Source organism: Miltoncostaea marina, from assembly GCF_018141525.1.
Classification (GTDB): domain Bacteria; phylum Actinomycetota; class Thermoleophilia; order Miltoncostaeales; family Miltoncostaeaceae; genus Miltoncostaea; species Miltoncostaea marina.
The window spans coordinates 835,914-852,276 of sequence record NZ_CP064655.1 but is presented as its reverse complement, the minus strand read 5'-3'; the positions used below and the strand labels follow the sequence as shown (position 1 = coordinate 852,276).

Below are 16,363 nucleotides of genomic sequence, written 5' to 3'. Positions count from 1 at the left end.
TCCGTTAGGGCGTTCTTAAGGCCCGGAGGGCCCCGTCAGGCCGCGAGCGCGGCCGTGTCGGCGAGCGCGTCGAGCGCCGCCTCGGCGGCGGCCAGGCGCTCGCCGGGCTGTGCGCCGGCGGGCAGCGAGGCGATGCGCTCGCTGCCGGCGTAGGTGGCCTTGGGCTGGGCCTCGCGCAGCGCCCGCAGCTGGGCGCTGGTCAGGCTGACCGGCCCCACGGTCACCCGCCCCGAGCGCACCGCGATGCGGCTCGCCCCGGCGGCGCGCAGCTTGACCCGCACGCGCTGCACGGTGAGCAGCGCCTCGACCGCCTGCGGCAGCTCGCCGAAGCGGTCCTCGATCTCGTCGCGCAGGGTCGCGATCTCCTCCAGCGAGGAGGCGAGCGCGATGCGCCGGTGCAGGTCGATCTTCGCCGTCTCGAGCGGCACGTAGTCGCTCGGGATGTAGGCCGACACCGCGATGTCCACGCGCACGTCCGCCTCGGCGGGCTCCTCGCCCTGGCCGCGCATGACCGCCTCGTTGAGCATCTCGAGGTACAGCTCGAAGCCGACGGCGGCGACGTGGCCGCTCTGCTCGTCGCCGAGCAGGTTGCCGGCGCCGCGGATCTCCAGGTCGCGCATCGCGATCTTGAGGCCGCTGCCGAGCTCGGTGTAGTCGGCGAGCGCGCGCAGCCGGGAGGCCGCCTCGCGGGTGAGCGCGGCCGCGTCGGGATAGAAGAGGTACGCGTGGGCGGTCACGTCGGAGCGCCCCACCCGGCCGCGGATCTGGTAGAGCTGGGACAGCCCCAGGGCGTCCGCGCGGTCCACGACCAGCGTGTTGGCCTGCGGGATGTCGAGCCCCGACTCGATGATCGTGGTCGCCACGAGCACGTCGGCCTCGCCCCGCACGAACGACAGCATGCGGTCCTCGAGCTCGTGCTCGTGCATCTGCCCGTGCGCGGTGATGATCCGCAGCTCGGGCACGAGCGAGCGCAGCCGCTCGCCGGCCTCCTCGATGGTCTCGACGCGGTTGTGCAGGAAGAAGCTCTGGCCGCCGCGCGCCTTCTCGCGCCGCAGCGCCTCCGCCACGAGCGACTCGTCGTACTCGCCCACGTGGGTGGCGATCGGCCGCCGGCCCGGCGGGGGCGTCTCGATGACGCTGATGTCGCGCAGCCCCGACAGCGAGATCTGCAGCGTGCGCGGGATCGGCGTCGCGCTCATCGCCAGCACGTCGACGCGCAGGCGCAGCTGGCGCAGCGACTCCTTCTGGGCCACGCCGAAGCGCTGCTCCTCGTCGACGATCACCAGGCCGAGGTCCTTCGGCTGCACGTCCATCGACAGCAGCCGGTGGGTGCCGATGAGGACGTCCAGACGGCCGTCCCGGTAGCGCTGGAGCACGTCGCGGGTCTCCGCCGCCGAGCGGAAGCGGTTGACCATGTCGACGCTCACCGGCAGGTCGCCGAAGCGGTCGCGGAAGGTGGCGAGGTGCTGCTGGGCCAGGATCGTGGTCGGCACGAGCATCAGCACCTGCTTGCCGGCCGCCGCCGCCTTGAAGGCCGCGCGCATCGCGACCTCCGTCTTGCCGAAGCCGACGTCGCCGCACACCAGCCGGTCCATGGGGCGCGGGCGCTCCATGTCGTCGGCCACGGCGTCGATCGCGCGGAGCTGGTCGGCGGTCTCGCGGTACGGGAAGCGGCGCTCCAGCTCGCGGGTCAGCTCGTCGTCGGCCGGGAAGGCGAAGCCCTTCGCCGCCGCGCGCGCCTCGTAGAGGGCGATCAGCTCGCCCGCCATCTCGCGCACCGCCGCCCGGGCGCGCGACTTCATGCGGTCCCACGCCTTGCCGCCCAGCTTCGAGAGCGCGGGCGCGGAGCCGTCTGCGCCCACGTAGCGGGTGACCTTGTCGAGCTGGTCGTGCGGCACGTACAGGCGGTCGCCGTCGGCGAACGCCAGGGCCAGGTAGTCGCGCGTCAGGTTCGCGACCGTGCGCGTCTCGAACCCGGTCAGCCGCCCGATGCCGTGGTCCTCGTGGACGACGTGGTCGCCCACCTTGAGGTCGAGGAAGCTCTGCAGGCGCTTGCCCACGACCGGGCCGCGCTGGGCCGCCGGCCGGCGCCGGCGCATGACCCGCTCCTCGGGCACGATCGCCACGCCCAGCTCGCGGGAGATGAGGCCCGCCCGCACGGGCAGGACGGCGGCGCCGAGCGCGCCCGGGGAGGGCAGCTCGCCCGGCCCGAGGTCGCCCGGCCGGAGCCGGTCGAAGCGGGCGATGGCGCGCGACATCTCGCCGCGGCGGGCGAAGGCCAGCACCACCCGCAGGCCCGAGCGCACCAGGCGGCCGAGCTCGGCCTCGGCCTCGGACGGCGTGCGCGTGGCGAAGCGCGCCTCGATCGCGTCGAACGCGGCGCCCCCCGCGCCGGCGGGCGGGGCCAGGTCCAGGGACGCCAGGCGCCCGAGGGCCTCCTCCACGGCGTCCGGCTCGGCGAGCGCGCCGGCCTGGGCCTCCTCCTCGAGCCGCTCGCGCGCCTCGCGCAGCGCGGCCGCGTGCTCGCCGGGGGCGAGCCGCACCACGGTCGCGAGCGCCATCCGTGGGTCGGCCAGCGGGTCGGCGCCGGCGTCCGGCGGCTCGGCCGCCGGCCAGGCCACGAGGCGGTCGATGGGGCGGATGGTGCGCTGCGTGAACGCCGAGAACGCGCGCATGCTCTCGATCTCGTCGCCGAACAGCTCCACGCGGGCCGGCAGGTCGGCCGTCGAGGGATAGACGTCGAGGATGCCGCCGCGCACCGAGAGGTCGCCGCGCTCCTCCACCTGCGGCACCCGCTCGTAGCCCAGCGCGACGAGGCGGTCGACCAGCTCGTCGAGCTCGATGCGGTCGCCCACCCGCACCTCGAGCGACGTCGCCGCCGCGGCCGGGACGCGCTCGGCCAGCGCCGGGGCGCCGGCCACCACCACCGAGGCCGGCCTGCCGAGGGTGGCCAGCGCGCGGGCCCGCTGGCCCACCAGGTGCGGCGAGGGACCCACGCTGGCCCCGGCCGGCACGCCGCGGGTGGGCCACAGGGCCACCGCGCCGCGGCCGAGCACCGCGACGAGCTCGTTGGCGAGGTCGCGCGCCTCGTCGTCGCCGGGGGCCACGGCCAGCAGCGAGCGCTCGCCGGCCCGCGCCAGCGCGGCGAGCGCGTAGGGCCACGCCGGCCGCGCGAGCGCCAGCGCGGCCGCCCGCTCCCCGGCGTCGGCGGCGGCGGTCGCCGCGGCGACCGCCGGGCTGCCGGCGATCAGCCGGTCGAGATCCGTCGCGCTCACTCCCCCTCGCCCCCCGCCTCGGCGGCCGGGGCCGCGCGCCGGGCCTCGCGGCGCTCCTGGCGGGCGCGCGCCCGCGCGCCGGGCGGTGCGGCGTGGAAGCGCTCGATCGCCGCCTGCATGCCCTCGCCGAGGGCGGCCTCGATCATGTCGGCGGCGCGGGCGATGAGGGCCTCGACCTCCTCGCGCGGCTCGTCGAAGCGCATCAGCACCCAGTCGGCCTCGTCGCCGCGGAAGCCCTCGGGCGGCCGGCCGACCCCGATGCGCACGCGCGCGAAGCCGCCGCCGCCCAGACCGCGCGCGACCGAGCGCAACCCGTTGTGGCCGCCGTGCCCGCCGCCGACCTTGCCGCGCACGGCGCCGAAGGGCAGGTCGATCTCGTCGTGCACGACCAGCACCCGCTCGGGCGGCGCGTGGAGGCTGCCGGCCGCCGGGCCGACCGAGTCACCCGAGTCGTTCATGTAGGTCTCGGGCAGCAGCAGCGCGACCGGCCCGGCCGGGCCGCGGCCCTCGCGCAGCAGCCCGCGGAACCGCGCGACCGGCCGTCCCGCCCCCAGGCGGTCGGCGACCAGCTCGACGGCCATGCGGCCCGCGTTGTGCCGCGTGGCCGCGTAGCGCGGGCCCGGGTTGCCGAGCCCGGCGACGAGCCGGAGCGGTTCGGCGGGGCCCGGGCCCGTCGCGGTCACTACTCCCCGGCGGACTCGCCGCCCTCGGCCGCCGCGCCCTCCGCGCCCTCGCCCTCCTCCGACTCCTCCACCTCGGCGGTCGGGGCCACGACCGACGCGACGACGGTCTCGGGGTCGCTGACGATGGTGACGCCCTCGGGCGCGACGAGGTCGGCAACGGTCATGGCGTCGCCCACGGCGAGGGCCGAGACGTCGGCCTCGATCTCGTCGGGCAGGCGGTCCGGCAGCGCGCTCACCTCGACCTCGCGCAGCGGCTGGTCGAGCACGCCGCCGTCGCGGACGCCGACGGCCGAGCCGACCAGCGTCAGCGCCACCGGGGTCGTGATCTCCTGGGTGAGGTCGACCTCCTGGAAGTCGACGTGCATCACGTCGCCGCGCGTGGGGTGCAGCTGCCAGTCCTTCACGAGCACCGGGCGCCCCGAGTCGTCGCCGATCCGCAGGTCGATGACCGACGTGCGCCCCTCGACGAGGGTCCGCTTGAGGTCGTGCCCCGGCAGGGCGAGCGCAAGCGACGGTCCCCCCGACTGGTAGACGACGCCGGGCACGAGGCCCTGGCGGCGCAGGCGGCGGGAGGGTCCGTTGCCGAACTCGGCTCGGGGCTGGGCGGTGAGGGCGACGTGTGCCATTCGTGATGCGTTCCTGGTCGGGGCCGACGCGGGAGTCTACCCGATCGGCCCGGTGATGATCGGCGCCGGCCCGGGGGCCGGCGCGTCCCTAGAAGAGCTGGTTCTCGCCGGCGAAGATCGCCGACACCGACTCGTCCACGAAGACGTTGTGGACGGAGTCGGCGAGGATCCGGTCCACGGACAGCACGCGGAAGCGGTCCGAGCCGGCGGCCTCGTCGGGCAGCGGGACGGTGTCGGTGATCACGACCTCCTCGATCACCGACTCGCGCAGCCGCTCGACGGCCATGCCCGAGAGCAGGCCGTGGGTCGCGGCGGCGAAGACGCGCGTGGCGCCCGCGTCCTTCACGACCTTCGCGCCGGCGCAGAGGGTGCCGGCGGTGTCGATCATGTCGTCGATCAGGATCGCGACGCAGCCCTTCACGTCGCCGATCAGCAGCGTGATCTCGGCCTCGTTGTGGTCGGGCCGCTGCTTCGTGAGCACGGCCAGCGTGGCGCCGAGGCGCTCGGCGAAGTGGTTGGCGAGCTTCGCGCGGCCGGCGTCCGGCGACACCACGACCAGCCGCTCGGGCAGGTCACCCGCGTAGACGCGCTCCTTGAAGTCGTCCACGAACATGGGCAGCGCGGTCATGTGGTCGACCGGGATCGTGAAGAAGCCCTGCACCTGGCCGGCGTGGAGGTCCATGGTCAGCACGCGGTCGACGCCGGCCGCCTGCAGCAGGTCGGCGACCAGCTTGGCGGTGATCGGCTCGCGCGGCGCGGACTTCTTGTCCTGGCGCGAGTAGCCGTACCAGGGGATCACCGCCGTGATGCGGTGCGCCGAGGCCAGCTTCGCCGCGTTGATCATGATCAGCAGCTCCATGAGGGAGTCGTTGACCGGGCGCGACGTGGACTGGACGAGGAACACGTCGGCGCCGCGCACGCTCTCCTCGAAGCGCACGTAGATCTCGCCGTTGGCGAAGGTCTTCAGGGTCACGTTGCCGAGGTCGATGCCGAGCCGGCCGGCGATGCGGCGCCCGAGCTCCTGGCTCGAGCGCCCGGCGAAGACCATCAGCCGCTTCGAGTCGTCGCGGTCGATGCTGGTGCTCACGAGCGGTCCTCCCCCGCGTCCGTCGCGGCCTCGCGGGCGCGCGCCTCGGCCTTGGCCGTGAAGCCCTCGATGATCGACTGGCGCGCGCGGGCGATGCCGAGCGAGCCCTCCGGGACGTCGTCGGTGATGATCGAGCCGGCGCCCGTCATGGCGTCGTCGCCGACGGTCACCGGCGCCACGAAGACGCAGTCGGAGCCGGTGCGCACCCGGGCGCCGATCCGGGTGGGGTGCTTGCGGAAGCCGTCGTAGTTGGCGGTGATGTTGCCCGCTCCGATGTTGGTGCGCTCGCCGACGACGGCGTCGCCGATGTACGAGAGGTGGGGCACCTTGGCGCGCTCCCCGAGGACGGTGTTCTTCGTCTCGACGTAGGTGCCGACCTTCGAGCCGGGCTCCATGCGCGTGCCGGGCCGCAGGTAGGCGAACGGGCCGACCTGCGCCTCGTCCGCGACCCGCGCCTCGACCAGGTGGGCGCTCAGCACCGTGCAGCGGTCGCCGATGGCGCTGTCGGTGACCACCACGTCGGGGCCGAGGACGCAGCCCTCGCCCACCGTGGTCGCGCCGCGCAGGTGGGTGCCGGGGTGCAGCACCGTGTCGGCGCCGACCGCGACCCCGGCCTCGACGTAGACGGCCGAGGGGTCGGGCATCGTGACGCCGCCGCGCATCAGCTCCTCGCGCAGCCGCCGCTGCAGTGCCGCCTCGCAGGCCGCCAGGTCCACGCGGTCGTTGACGCCGGCCGCGAGCTCCGGGTCCTCCGCGGTCACGGCGGCGACCGGCCCGCCGAGCAGCGCGAGCGCGTCGGTCAGGTACAGCTCGCCCTGGGCGTTGTGCGGCGCGATGCGGCCGAGCGCCGACTCGAGCGCGGCCCGCGAGAAGATGTAGAGGCCCGCGTTGTACTCGCCGATGGCGAGCTCCTCGGGCGTCGCGTCGCTCGCCTCGACCACGCGCTCCACCATCCCGTCGGCGCCGCGCACCACGCGCCCGTAGGCGCCGGCGTCCGGCAGGACGGCGGTGAGGATCGTGGCGGCGCGGCCGCCGGAGGCGTGGTCGTCGATCAGCCGGGCCACGAGGCCGGCGGGCAGCAGGGGCGTGTCGCCGCAGGCCACCAGGACCGCGTCGCAGGCGGGGTCGAGCGCCGCGAGCCCCGCGCGGGTGGCGTCGCCCGTGCCGAGACGGCGCTCCTGGACGGCCACGCCGACCTCGCCGGGCAGCGCGGCGCGCACGGTGTCGGCGCCGTGGCCGACCACGACGACGGTGCGCTCGACGCCGGCGCCGGCGAGCGCCTCGAGGACCCAGCCGACCATCGGGCGGCCGGCGAGCGGGTGGACGACCTTCGGCAGGGAGGAGCGCATCCGGATTCCCTGGCCGGCGGCGAGGACGACGGCGCCGATGCTCATGCGGTGGGCGAGACCATCCCGGGTGGAGGGGTCCTGACTGGTTGGGGCGGGAGGATTCGAACCCCCGATCGCGGGACCAAAACCCGCTGCCTTACCGCTTGGCTACGCCCCAGTCGTGGCCGGGGCGAGTATACGGCCTCGGGCGGGCGCCCTCGGCGGGCGGCGTCCCCCGCTACCGGTCGAGGACGATCACGTCCACGACGACGGGCCGATCGTCGTCGGACGTCTCGCCCGTCTCGAGGTTGACCGACTCGACCGTCTCGCGGCGGTGATCGACGCGCACCCGCATGCCCTCGGCCAGGGCGCCGCCACGCAGGCGGCCGGCCAGCTCGCCGGCGACCTCGAAGGTGTCGGCGCCCGGGGTGCCCTCGCCCTCCAGGTGGATCAGCAGGACGGGGCCCAGGTAGGGGTGGTCCTCCTCCCACAGCAGGGAGATGCGGCCGGTGACCGACTCCACGCGCCCGCTACGGCGCCTGCTCGGCGGTGGCCGGCCGCGGCGCCCGCCCGGACGCCCGCCGCCACCAGCCCAGCAGGGCCGGGGCGAGGGCGAGCGCCGCGATGTCGAAGAACACGTAGCCGCTCGCCGCGCCGCTCGGCGGGTTGCCGTCGGCGACGCCCAGCCCGGGGATCTCCGCCGCCCAGGTCCAGGTGCCGATCGCGGTGCCGTAGATCTCGAGGAACGCGACCACCATGAACACGCCCGCGTAGACGGCGGGCGCGCGGCCGCGCAGCAGGAACAGCACGAGCACGGCGGCGCCCACCGCGCCCGCGACGTCCGTGCGCCCGAGCAGGGTCAGCCCCAGCAGCGCCCAGCCGGACACGCCGGCGATGGCGGCGCCCACGAGCAGCCGCGGGCGGGCGCGCAGCCACGGCGTCTGGCTCAGGCGCAGGCCGCACAGGTAGACCAGCCCGTGGCCGGGCGGCACGAACAGCGGCAGGTTGCCGAGGCGGTACTCGTAGACGCCCCAGATCACCGAGCCGATGATCTCGGCGCAGGTCGCGACGACCACGACCACCGACGTCTGCGCCCGCTCCATCGGCGACAGGTACACGAAGGCGATCGCGAGGAAGCCCCAGGTGCACGCGCTCAGCACGAGCTGGCCGCCGAGCGAGGCGTAGCGGTCGAGCGCGAGGCCGAGGACGGTGATCGCCAGGACCGCCCAGCAGAAGCTCACCGGGTTCCGGCAGACGCGCTCGACGGTGGACACCCCGCCAGCGTACCGGGTAGGTTGGTCGCCGCTTCACGGGGTGGTCGCGAGGGAAGCCGGTGTGAATCCGGCGCGGTCGCGCCACTGTGACCCGGGAGCGGGCCCGCATGACGTCGAGTCGGTCACTGGGGAGACCCGGGAAGGCCGCGGGTGCCGCGCCACACCGGGGAGCCAGGAGACCTGCCTCCGCCCCGCAACGGACAAACGCCCTCCGCGAGACGAGGAGCTCCATGTTGCGCACCACCTTCCGGGCCACCCTGGCGGCCGCATGCGCCGCGGGGATCGCGGCCGCCCCGGCCGTCGCGCTCGACACCACCATCCGGGTCGAGGGGTCGTCCGCGACCCTCATCCCCGAGAGCGCCATCCCGATCGAGGGCGACGGCGTCGCGACCGTCTTCGACCGCGCCGGCGCGGCGGTGGACGTGAGCCGCGCGTCGGCCTTCTGGCAGCTCTACCGCGCCACCTCGAGCACCGGGCTCGGCCTGGGCTTCGAGTCGTTCCCGGCCTTCGGCGCCGTGATGGTGCAGCGCGTCGGCCCCGACGAGAACGCCGGCACCACCGGCTGGCAGTACCGGGTGAACCACGTCGGCCCGGCGGTCGGCGCGAGCGACCGCGCGCTGGCGCAGGGCGACAGCGTGCTCTGGTACTACGGCGCCGCCGACGGCGCCCGCGAGCTGGAGGCCACGCCGTCCGCCGACCGGGTGGGCGCCGGCGGGACGTTCACCGTCGCCGTCACGAGCTACGGCGCCGACGGCGCGGCCGCCCCGGCCGCGGGCGCCCAGGTGCGCTACGGCGACGTGGCCGCCACCGCCGACGCGGCGGGGCGCGCGACCTTCGTCGCCCGTGGCGCCGGCGTGCGCACCGTGGTCGCCACCCGCGCGGGCGACATCCGCAGCGCCGCCCGCGCGGTGTGCTCGTTCGCCGACGATCCCACGGTCTGCAACCTGCCCCCCGCCGCACCGGGCGCGGCGCCGGCGGGCGCCGGTCAGGCGGCCGCCCGGGCCGACGACGTCGCGCCCGGCAGCCGGGTCACCCGCCCGCGCCTCGGGACGCGGGCGCGCTCCGTGCGCGCGATCCGCGGCGTGGTCGGCGCCGACCGATCCGACGTGCGCCGCGTCGATGTGGCGCTGGCCAGGCGGGTCGGCAGCCAGTGCCGCTTCCGCGCGCGCTCCGGCGGCTACACCGCCCCGCGCCCGTGCGGACGGCGGCTGTTCGTGCGGGCCCGCCAGGCGGGCGGCAACTGGCTGTTGCCGCTGAAGAAGCCGCTCGCGGCGGGCTCGTGGCGGGTGTGGGTGCGGGCGACCGACGGCGCGGGCAACCGCGAGCGCGTCGCCCTCAACCGGATCAACACGGGCGCCTTCCGGGTCGGGGACGCGCCGCGCCGGGCGGGGGCCCGGCGATGAGGGCGCGCGCAGCCGCGCTCGCCGCGCTGGCGGCCGCCGCGCTCGCCGCCCCCGCCGCGGGCCTCGCGGCCGGCCCCGACGAGCGGGCGGCGGCCCGCGCGGCCGCCTGGCTCACCCGCAACACCGCCGGGGCGCCGGCCGGACAGCAGGCCGACGCGATCGTCGCCCTGCGCGCGCAGGGGCGCTCGCGCGCCGCGCTGCGGCCCCGCCTGCGGGCGCTCGGCCGCGTGGCCCCGGCCTACGCGCGCACGGCGGGCGGCGCCGCGAAGGTCGCCATGGCCGCCGTCGCGGCGGGCGGCGATCCGCGCCGGCTCGCCGGCGAGGACTACATCGCCCGCATCACCGCCCGCTACGGCGCCGGCCGCTACGGCGCGACGAGCTGGGACCAGGCGCTCTCCATGCTGGCGCTGCGCGCGGCGGGCCGCCCGGTGCCGGCCGCCGCGGTGCGCGCCACGATGCGCGCGCGGGGGGGCGGCGGCTGGAGCTTCGAGATGTCGCCGCGCCGCGCCGACGCCGTCGACACGACGGCCCTGCTCATCGAGGCGCTCCGAGCGGCCGGCGTGCCGGCCCGCAACCCCGCGCTGCGCTCCGCCACCCGCTGGATGCTCGCCCAGCGCAACCGCGAGGGGGGCTACGCGGCCTTCGGCGGCGGGCGGCCGACCGAGGCCGGCCCCACCTCCAACGTGATCCGGGCGCTGCGGGCGATGGGCCGCCGCCCCCCGGCGGCCACCCGCGCGGCGCTGCGGCGCCTGCAGGAGCGCGACGGCACCGTCCGCTTCACGCGCGCCGACCCGGGGAGCCGCCTGCTCGCCACCCTCGACGCGGTGATCGCCTTCTCCGGGGGCCGGCTGCCGCAACGGTGACGAGATGTGACAGCAGGGGCGGCTAGGATCCGCGCATGACGACGCGCCTCCACTTCCAGGCCGAGATCGACGGCTTCCGCACGGGGCTCGTGGAGATGGCGAGCCTCGTGCTGGCCCAGGTGGAGCGCGGCGTCGCCGCCTGGGAGGAGGTCGACGCGACCGCCGCCTCCGAGGTCATCGCGGCCGACGAGGCGGTCGACGCCCGCTGCGCCGAGCTCGACCACAAGGTCTTCAACCTGCAGCTGCTGGAGGCGCCCGTCGCGGCCGATCAGCGGCTGCTGCACGTCGGCCTCATCGCGGTCGTGGCCCTCGAGCGCGTCGGCGACCTGGCCGTCGCGATCGCCCAGGCGGCCAAGTCCGTGCGGCCCGAGGGCGCGGTGCCGGAGACCCAGGCGCTCATCTCCCGGATGAGCGCCCGCGCGGTCGACACCCTGGCGCGCGCCGTGCAGGCCATCGCCCGCGGCGACGCCGACCTCGGCGGTCAGGCGAAGGCCGAGGCCGCCGTCGTGCGGGGCATGCTCGACGAGGTCCTCACCAGCGTCGCCGGCGCGCCGGACGAGCCCGAGACGCGGGTCTGGGGCGCGGCGGCGGTGCTGGTGGCGCGCCACCTCGAGCGGGTGGCGAACAACGGCGGCGAGCTCGGCGGCCGGGTGCGCTTCCTGGTGAGCGGGGAGCCGTTCACCCGCGCGGCGGACGCCCCGGCCGGCGAGCCGCCGGCCGGCGGGCCCCGGCCCGGCTAGTCCCGGCCCGGCTCGCCCGCGGCCACCGCGCGCGGGTCGTCGTCCTCGCGCGGCTCCTCGCTGGCGGCGGGACCGCTGTCGCCGGCCGGCTCGACCGACGCCGAGCGCTCGGCGCGCTCCAGCGACTCGAGGGCGTCAAGCGCGGACGCGTCCGCCGACATCGTCCGGATGCTGTTGCGCCGCTGCCGCTTTGCCTTCGCCATCTCCCACCTCCCGGGTCGACCCGGGAGTCTACCCGGCCGCACAAGCGCCCCCGCGCCGCGGGCGGCGCCCCGCGGGACGCGGCGCGCCCCTCCGGCCGGGGCCGGCCCGGCGCTAGACGCGCCCCTCCGCCAGGGCGGCGACCAGGGGGGCGTCGGCCGGCGGGAAGCGCAGCGCCGGCAGGTCCTCCCGCCGCACCCACCGGAACTGCTCGCTGCCGTGCGGACGCGGCCGCTGCCCCGGCAGCCAGTCGCAGCGGAAGAACCGCAGCACGAGCGGCCCGGCCCGGGCCGTCCACAGCAGCGGACCCACCTCGAGCTCCACGCCGAGCTCCTCGCGCAGCTCGCGGCGCAGGGCGGTCGCGTCGTCCTCGCCGCGCTCGCGCTTGCCGCCCGGGAACTCCCAGCGCCCCGGCTGGCCCACGCCCGGGCCGCGCTGGCTCACCAGCACGCGCCCGCCGCGCTCGATGACCGCCGCCACGACCACCTGGGACCGGCTCACCGGCCCGCCCCCGCCGGCACCAGGCGCCCGCCCCGCCGCCCCGCGAGCCCGTCCGCCACGAGGCTGTCCGCCGCCTCGGCGTCGCGGCGCGCGCTGACCGAGCCGCTCGTGGCCAGCTCGCGCAGCAGCGCGCCGCGCCGCTGGCGCATCGAGCCGGCGTAGCGGCCCTGCGCCCGGCGCGGGGGCGTGACCGCCGCCACGGTGCCGGCGGCGGCCGCCGGGCAGCCCTCGCGCATGGGGCAGCCCGAGTCGCAGCGCGGCGCCCGCGCCGTGCACCAGGTGCGGCCGAGGTCCATCACCGCCTGCCCCGCCTCCCAGCCGCGCCCGGGCGCGCCGGGCCAGCCGCGGGGGAAGCGGCGGGCCACCACGCGGTCGGCGTTGACGTCGCGCGGCAGCACGTCCTCGCCGTCGGCGAAGCAGCGGATGGCGGCCGCGGTGTACGGCCCGACGCCCGGCAGGTCGGTGAGCCGCCCGGCCGGAGGCCAGCCGTGCTCCGCGACGAGCGCGGCGGCGCGCTGCAGGTTGCGGGCCCGTCGCGGGAAGCCGAGCCCCTGCCACCGCGCGAGCACCTCGCCGAGGGGGGCCGCGGCGAGGTCGGCGGGCGTGGGCCAGCGCCCCATGAAGGCGACGTAGTACGGCACCACCCGGGCGACCTGGGTCGACTGCAGCTGGGTCTCCGCCACGAGCACGGCGTAGCGGTCGCGGGTGCGCCGCCACGGCAGGTCCGCGCCCTCGCGCGCGAACCACCGGAGCAGGCGGTCGACCGCCGTCGCGTCCTCGTCCCCCTCCAGGCCCTCCACGGCGGGGGAGTCTCTCACGGCCCCGGCGGCGGCGGGCGCCACACGACGACCCTGCGCACGCCGCCCGCCGCCCGCTCCCACCGCACGATCGACGGCGAGTGGGCCACCTGGCGGCCCTCCGCGTCGACGGCGAACGGCCCGATGATGGTCCGCGTGCGCAGGGCGCGGGCGGCGGCCCAGAGGGCGTCGGGCGCGGCCGAGCCGGCGGCGCGGAGCGCCTCCAGGGCCACGCAGCCCGCCCCGATCGCCTGGGCGGCCGGGTAGTCGCAGCCGGCCGGCGGCGCCACCGGCCCGGTCGCGACGCCGTCCCAGGCGACGGGGCCGAGCCAGCCGGCGGCGCGCTCGCCGAGCTCCTCGCCGAGGGCTGCCACGCCGCACACCACCAGGGCCGCGCGCAGCCCCGCGCCGGCGGCCGCCCGGGCGAGCGCCAGGTCGTCCTCCATGCGTCCGCCGCCGGCCACCCACCCGGCGCCGGCGGCCAGCGCGCCGGCCACGGCCGCGCCGGGGTCGGCCGGGGCGAGCGCCAGTTCGGCCACGGGCGGCCGGCCCGCCGCGGCCAGGGCGCGACGGGCGCCGGCCGCGACGGCGGCCCCGAACCCGCCGGGCGCCCGCACCAGCGCCACCGGCTCGCCGCCGCCCTCGGCGGCGGCGAGCGCGGCGGGCAGGCCGCGCCAGTACGAGCCCGCGGGGCCGATCACATCGACCACCCGGGCGCCGGTGCGCGGCACCTCGGCGGCGCCGTGGTTCCACACCACCTCGGGGCGGCCCGCCATCGCGCGCGCGGCGGCGCGGCCGGGGCCGCTGCCGTAGGGGCCGAACAGCAGGTCCGCCGACGAGGCCAGGGCCGCGGTCAGCCGGCCGCTGCGCTCCGGGTCGCTGCGGTCGTCCTCCAGCCGCAGGCGCACGCCCGCCGCCGCGGCCCAGGCGCGCAGCCCGGCCGCCGCCTGGCGCCCGAGCGGCCCGTAGCGGCCGGTCAGCGCCAGGGCGGCCGCCGCGCGGATCACGCCGCCGCGGGCTCCTCGTCCGGCGGCCCCCCGACCGCGGCGGCCGCGGCCACCGCTCGGCCGATCTCCTCCAGCGCCGCGGCCGTGCGCCAGCCCGGCGCGAGGGGCAGCGTGCCCGGCGCGTCGCGGCGCCGGCGCAGGCGCTCCTCCACGATCGCGGCCTCGTCGAGGGCGTCGGCGGCGAGCAGCGAGGCCCGCCGCGCGTGGCGGCGCAGCGCCCGCAGGCCCTCGCGCACCGGCGCCGCCCAGCCGGCCGCGTCCACCTCCACCCGGTGGCGCACGACCCCGCCGGCCACGAAGAAGACCTCGGCGCCGGCCTGGCACGGCTCCACGATCACCGCCGTGCGGGTGGCGGCCCTGCGGGCCCGGGCGACCGCCGTCAGCAGGCCGAGCGCGGCGCGCGGCGCGTCGTGGGGCTCGTCGCGGTCCATCCCGAGGGCGCCCGCCGCGAGCGCGGCGCCGAGCAGCACCGCCAGCCCGCCGAGGGCGGCGGGCTCGCCGTCGAGGGCGGCGGCGAGCGCCTCGGCGGCCCGCTCGCGCTCCGCCGGGTCGGGCGAGTCGAGCGGGTAGAGCTCGCGCAGCGCGGCGACCCCGTCGCGCAGCAGGCGCTGCGACCGCACCGGGCCGAAGTAGCGCGCGCCGTCGTCGCGCACGGCGCCGACCACCTGCAGGCGGCCGCCGGCCAGCCGCAGATAGCGCCCCGGCGCCGACGTGCCGCGCCGGTTGCACGGCGGGCGCAGCTCCTTGATGAGCCGGTCCTCGCGCAGCAGGGCGGCGAACTCCGACCCGCACGTCTCGTGATCGATGGTCTCCAAGCGCTCGAGGGCGCGGCCGATGAGCCGCCCGTGCCGGCCGCCCGGGCCGAAGTACGCCCGCACCCGCCGTCGCAGGTTCCCCGCCTTGCCGACGTAGAGCGCCTCGCCGTCGCGGTCGCGCATCAGGTACACGCCCGGCGACGGGGGCAGGGTCTCCGCCAGCGCCAGCTTGTAGGCGTGCCGGGCGCCGCCCACGCCGCCGAAGGCGACGGCCCGCTCGAGGGTGGAGATGCCGCGCTCGGCCAGCATCCCCACGAAGACGACGAGCAGCTCGGCCGTCGCCTCGGCGTCGGGCAGGGCGCGGTGGACCGGGCGCACCGCCGTGTCGGCCCACGTGGCGAGCGTCAGCAGGTCGTGCCGCGGCACCCGGCCGTCGAGCAGGCGCCGGGCGAGCGTGAGCGTGTCGAGCCACGGCTGGGTGAAGTAGCGCCCGGTCAGGCGGCGCCGCTCGTAGTTGAGGAACCGCAGGTCGAAGGGCGCGTTGTGGGCCACGAGCACGTCGCCGCCCGCGAACTCCACCAGCAGCGGCAGCGCGTCGGCGATGTCGGGCGCCGCCGCCACCATCGCGTCGTCGATGCCGGTCAGGTCGCTGACGACCCCCGGGATCGGACGCCCCGGGTTGACCAGCGTGGCGAAGCGCTCCTCGATCCGCAGCCCCCGCACCCTGACCGCGCCGATCTCGGTGACCTTCGAGCTGCCGGGCGAGCCGCCGGTGGTCTCGAGGTCGACGACGCAGAAGGTGGCCTCGCCCAGCTCCGCGGTGGACCAGTTCTCGGGCGCGAGGCCCACGAGGTCGCGCCCGAGCCAGGCCAGCCGCGGGTCGCCCTCCACGATCTCGGCCACCAGCCGCCGCTGCAGGCGCTCCGGGCACTGGCGCAGGCGCAGCAGCTGGGCGGCCACGTGCCCCACCTCCAGCGGGCGCCCGCGCCGGGCGAGCAGGGCGCAGAGCCGGTCGGGCAGCGAGTCGGCGCCCTCGGCCCCCGGCTGGGGGGCGGGCAGCGGGAGTGGGAGTTGAGCCGCGCCAGGCACCGAAGGGCGATGCTAACGGCGGCCTCCGCCGTCACGGCTCCGGCTGGTGGTCGCCGGTCGCCGGCAGGTCCCCCGGCGCGAACGGCCGCGAGAAGTCGAAGTTGGTCCCCGTCGGCGCGGGCACGCGGCCCTCCACGAGGATGCGCACCCGCGCGGCCCCCGAGGCCTCGGCCGCGGTGCGCACGATCGGCCCGACGGTCGCGAGCTCCGCCGCCGACCCCTGCGGGTAGCCGCGCTCGAACTCGCCGCTCAGGTCGACGCGGGCCTCGTCGCCGGCCACCGACGTGCCGAGCACCGTCGTGCCCTCGGGCAGGGCCGGCAGCAGCGCCGGGTCGTCCGGGCCCTCGGCGAGCGCCGCCATCGCGTCCGCCAGCGGGTCGCCGGTGCTCGGCGCCTCGCGCGTCTCGGCGCGCAGCGCCCCGTCGGCGTCCGCGAACCACAGCCGCACCGGCGCGGTCGCGGCGGGCGGCGCGGGCGCCGTCGCGGGCGGCGCGGGCGCCGTCCCCGCGGTCGGCGCGGGCGCCGTCGCGGTCGCCGTCCCGGCGGTGGTCGCCGCGGTCGTCGCCGGCGTCGTGGCCTGCGCCCCGTCGTCGTCCCCGCACCCCGCGGCGGCGGTCGCCGCGAGGGCGCAGGCGGCCGCCGCGAGGGCCACCCGCGCCCGCGCCGCCGGTCCCGTTCGATTCATCCGTCCGAGCACTCGCATCACCCTTCCGAGGGATCATGTGTCACGCCCC

General features: G+C 77.9%; 16 protein-coding genes, 1 tRNA gene and 1 riboswitch. Of the genes, 3 read left to right on the top strand and 14 right to left on the bottom strand.

Annotated features, from left to right (window positions below; translation table 11 throughout):
- Positions 1–35: 35 nt before the first annotated feature.
- The 8 genes from mfd to ITJ85_RS04175 form a co-directional block, all read right to left on the bottom strand.
- The gene (gene mfd, locus ITJ85_RS04210) at positions 36–3,275 is read right to left on the bottom strand and encodes a transcription-repair coupling factor (RefSeq protein WP_217915108.1); all 3,240 of its coding nucleotides are present in this window, start codon (positions 3,273–3,275) and stop codon (positions 36–38) included.
- The gene (pth, locus tag ITJ85_RS04205; RefSeq protein WP_217915107.1) at positions 3,272–3,958 is read right to left on the bottom strand and encodes an aminoacyl-tRNA hydrolase; all 687 of its coding nucleotides are present in this window, start codon (positions 3,956–3,958) and stop codon (positions 3,272–3,274) included. Before pth ends, mfd begins: the two co-directional genes overlap by 4 nt.
- Complete coding sequence (locus ITJ85_RS04200) at positions 3,958–4,584, bottom strand: 50S ribosomal protein L25 (protein WP_217915106.1); 627 nt, start codon at positions 4,582–4,584, stop codon at positions 3,958–3,960. The genes pth and ITJ85_RS04200 overlap by 1 nt, the downstream gene beginning before the upstream one ends.
- A gap of 88 nt (positions 4,585–4,672) precedes the next feature.
- Entirely contained in the window at positions 4,673–5,632 is a 960-nt protein-coding gene (locus ITJ85_RS04195; RefSeq protein WP_217915922.1) for a ribose-phosphate diphosphokinase, read from the bottom strand.
- 35 nt (positions 5,633–5,667) lie between these two features.
- Positions 5,668–7,065, bottom strand: coding sequence for a bifunctional UDP-N-acetylglucosamine diphosphorylase/glucosamine-1-phosphate N-acetyltransferase GlmU (glmU, locus tag ITJ85_RS04190; protein ID WP_217915105.1), 1,398 nt, complete (start codon positions 7,063–7,065; stop codon positions 5,668–5,670).
- Between the two features lie 38 nt (positions 7,066–7,103).
- Positions 7,104–7,177 (bottom strand) — tRNA-Gln (locus ITJ85_RS04185).
- Positions 7,178–7,237: 60 nt separating this feature from the next.
- Positions 7,238–7,522, bottom strand: a complete 285-nt coding sequence (locus tag ITJ85_RS04180; RefSeq protein WP_217915104.1) for a hypothetical protein — start codon at positions 7,520–7,522, stop codon at positions 7,238–7,240.
- 7 nt (positions 7,523–7,529) lie between these two features.
- On the bottom strand, positions 7,530–8,273 hold the full coding sequence (locus ITJ85_RS04175) for a hypothetical protein (RefSeq protein ID WP_217915103.1): 744 nt from the start codon (positions 8,271–8,273) through the stop codon (positions 7,530–7,532).
- A gap of 5 nt (positions 8,274–8,278) precedes the next feature.
- A riboswitch (cobalamin riboswitch) is annotated at positions 8,279–8,474 on the top strand.
- A 29-nt stretch (positions 8,475–8,503) separates the two neighbouring features.
- On the opposite strand from ITJ85_RS04175, the gene ITJ85_RS04170 reads away from it, so the two are divergent.
- From ITJ85_RS04170 to ITJ85_RS04160, 3 genes are read left to right on the top strand one after another with little or no spacing between them, the layout of a single operon-like run.
- On the top strand, positions 8,504–9,676 hold the full coding sequence (locus tag ITJ85_RS04170) for a DUF4430 domain-containing protein (protein WP_217915102.1): 1,173 nt from the start codon (positions 8,504–8,506) through the stop codon (positions 9,674–9,676).
- Positions 9,673–10,539, top strand: a complete 867-nt coding sequence (locus tag ITJ85_RS04165; RefSeq protein ID WP_217915101.1) for a hypothetical protein — start codon at positions 9,673–9,675, stop codon at positions 10,537–10,539. The genes ITJ85_RS04170 and ITJ85_RS04165 overlap by 4 nt, the downstream gene beginning before the upstream one ends.
- Positions 10,540–10,574: 35 nt before the next feature.
- Positions 10,575–11,279: a phosphate signaling complex PhoU family protein gene (locus ITJ85_RS04160; RefSeq protein ID WP_217915100.1), complete on the top strand. Its 705-nt coding sequence runs from the start codon at positions 10,575–10,577 to the stop codon at positions 11,277–11,279.
- Here ITJ85_RS04160 and ITJ85_RS04155 read toward each other — a convergent pair.
- The 6 genes from ITJ85_RS04155 to ITJ85_RS04130 all read right to left on the bottom strand — a co-directional run bounded on the left by ITJ85_RS04155 (position 11,276) and on the right by ITJ85_RS04130 (position 16,326).
- The gene (locus tag ITJ85_RS04155; RefSeq protein ID WP_217915099.1) at positions 11,276–11,482 is read right to left on the bottom strand and encodes a hypothetical protein; all 207 of its coding nucleotides are present in this window, start codon (positions 11,480–11,482) and stop codon (positions 11,276–11,278) included. The two genes, ITJ85_RS04160 and ITJ85_RS04155, sit on opposite strands and share 4 nt — an antisense overlap.
- A gap of 112 nt (positions 11,483–11,594) precedes the next feature.
- Positions 11,595–11,981, bottom strand: a complete 387-nt coding sequence (locus ITJ85_RS04150) for a (deoxy)nucleoside triphosphate pyrophosphohydrolase (RefSeq protein WP_217915098.1) — start codon at positions 11,979–11,981, stop codon at positions 11,595–11,597.
- Positions 11,978–12,781, bottom strand: coding sequence for an HhH-GPD family protein (locus ITJ85_RS04145; protein ID WP_217915097.1), 804 nt, complete (start codon positions 12,779–12,781; stop codon positions 11,978–11,980). Before ITJ85_RS04145 ends, ITJ85_RS04150 begins: the two co-directional genes overlap by 4 nt.
- Before the next feature lie 14 nt (positions 12,782–12,795).
- Positions 12,796–13,785, bottom strand: a complete 990-nt coding sequence (locus ITJ85_RS04140) for an ABC transporter substrate-binding protein (RefSeq protein ID WP_217915096.1) — start codon at positions 13,783–13,785, stop codon at positions 12,796–12,798.
- Positions 13,782–15,629 carry an exonuclease domain-containing protein gene (locus ITJ85_RS04135; RefSeq protein ID WP_217915095.1) on the bottom strand — a complete coding sequence of 616 codons (1,848 nt, stop codon included), beginning with the start codon at positions 15,627–15,629 and terminating at the stop codon, positions 13,782–13,784. Before ITJ85_RS04135 ends, ITJ85_RS04140 begins: the two co-directional genes overlap by 4 nt.
- 31 nt (positions 15,630–15,660) lie before the next feature.
- Positions 15,661–16,326 (bottom strand): GerMN domain-containing protein, encoded by a 666-nt coding sequence (locus ITJ85_RS04130; RefSeq protein ID WP_217915094.1) that lies wholly within the window; start codon positions 16,324–16,326, stop codon positions 15,661–15,663.
- Between the last annotated feature and the right edge of the window lie 37 nt (positions 16,327–16,363).

Excerpts from the sequence above, each read along its gene's own strand:
- ITJ85_RS04170 (WP_217915102.1), top strand. The coding sequence starts at position 8,504 with ATGTTGCGCACCACCTTCCGGGCCACCCTGGCGGCCGCATGCGCCGCG.
- ITJ85_RS04160 (WP_217915100.1), top strand. The coding sequence starts at position 10,575 with ATGACGACGCGCCTCCACTTCCAGGCCGAGATCGACGGCTTCCGCACG.
- ITJ85_RS04165 (WP_217915101.1), top strand. The coding sequence starts at position 9,673 with ATGAGGGCGCGCGCAGCCGCGCTCGCCGCGCTGGCGGCCGCCGCGCTC.
- ITJ85_RS04155 (WP_217915099.1), bottom strand. The coding sequence starts at position 11,482 with ATGGCGAAGGCAAAGCGGCAGCGGCGCAACAGCATCCGGACGATGTCG.
- glmU (WP_217915105.1), bottom strand. The coding sequence starts at position 7,065 with ATGAGCATCGGCGCCGTCGTCCTCGCCGCCGGCCAGGGAATCCGGATG.
- ITJ85_RS04195 (WP_217915922.1), bottom strand. The coding sequence starts at position 5,632 with ATGGTCTTCGCCGGGCGCTCGAGCCAGGAGCTCGGGCGCCGCATCGCC.
- ITJ85_RS04200 (WP_217915106.1), bottom strand. The coding sequence starts at position 4,584 with ATGGCACACGTCGCCCTCACCGCCCAGCCCCGAGCCGAGTTCGGCAAC.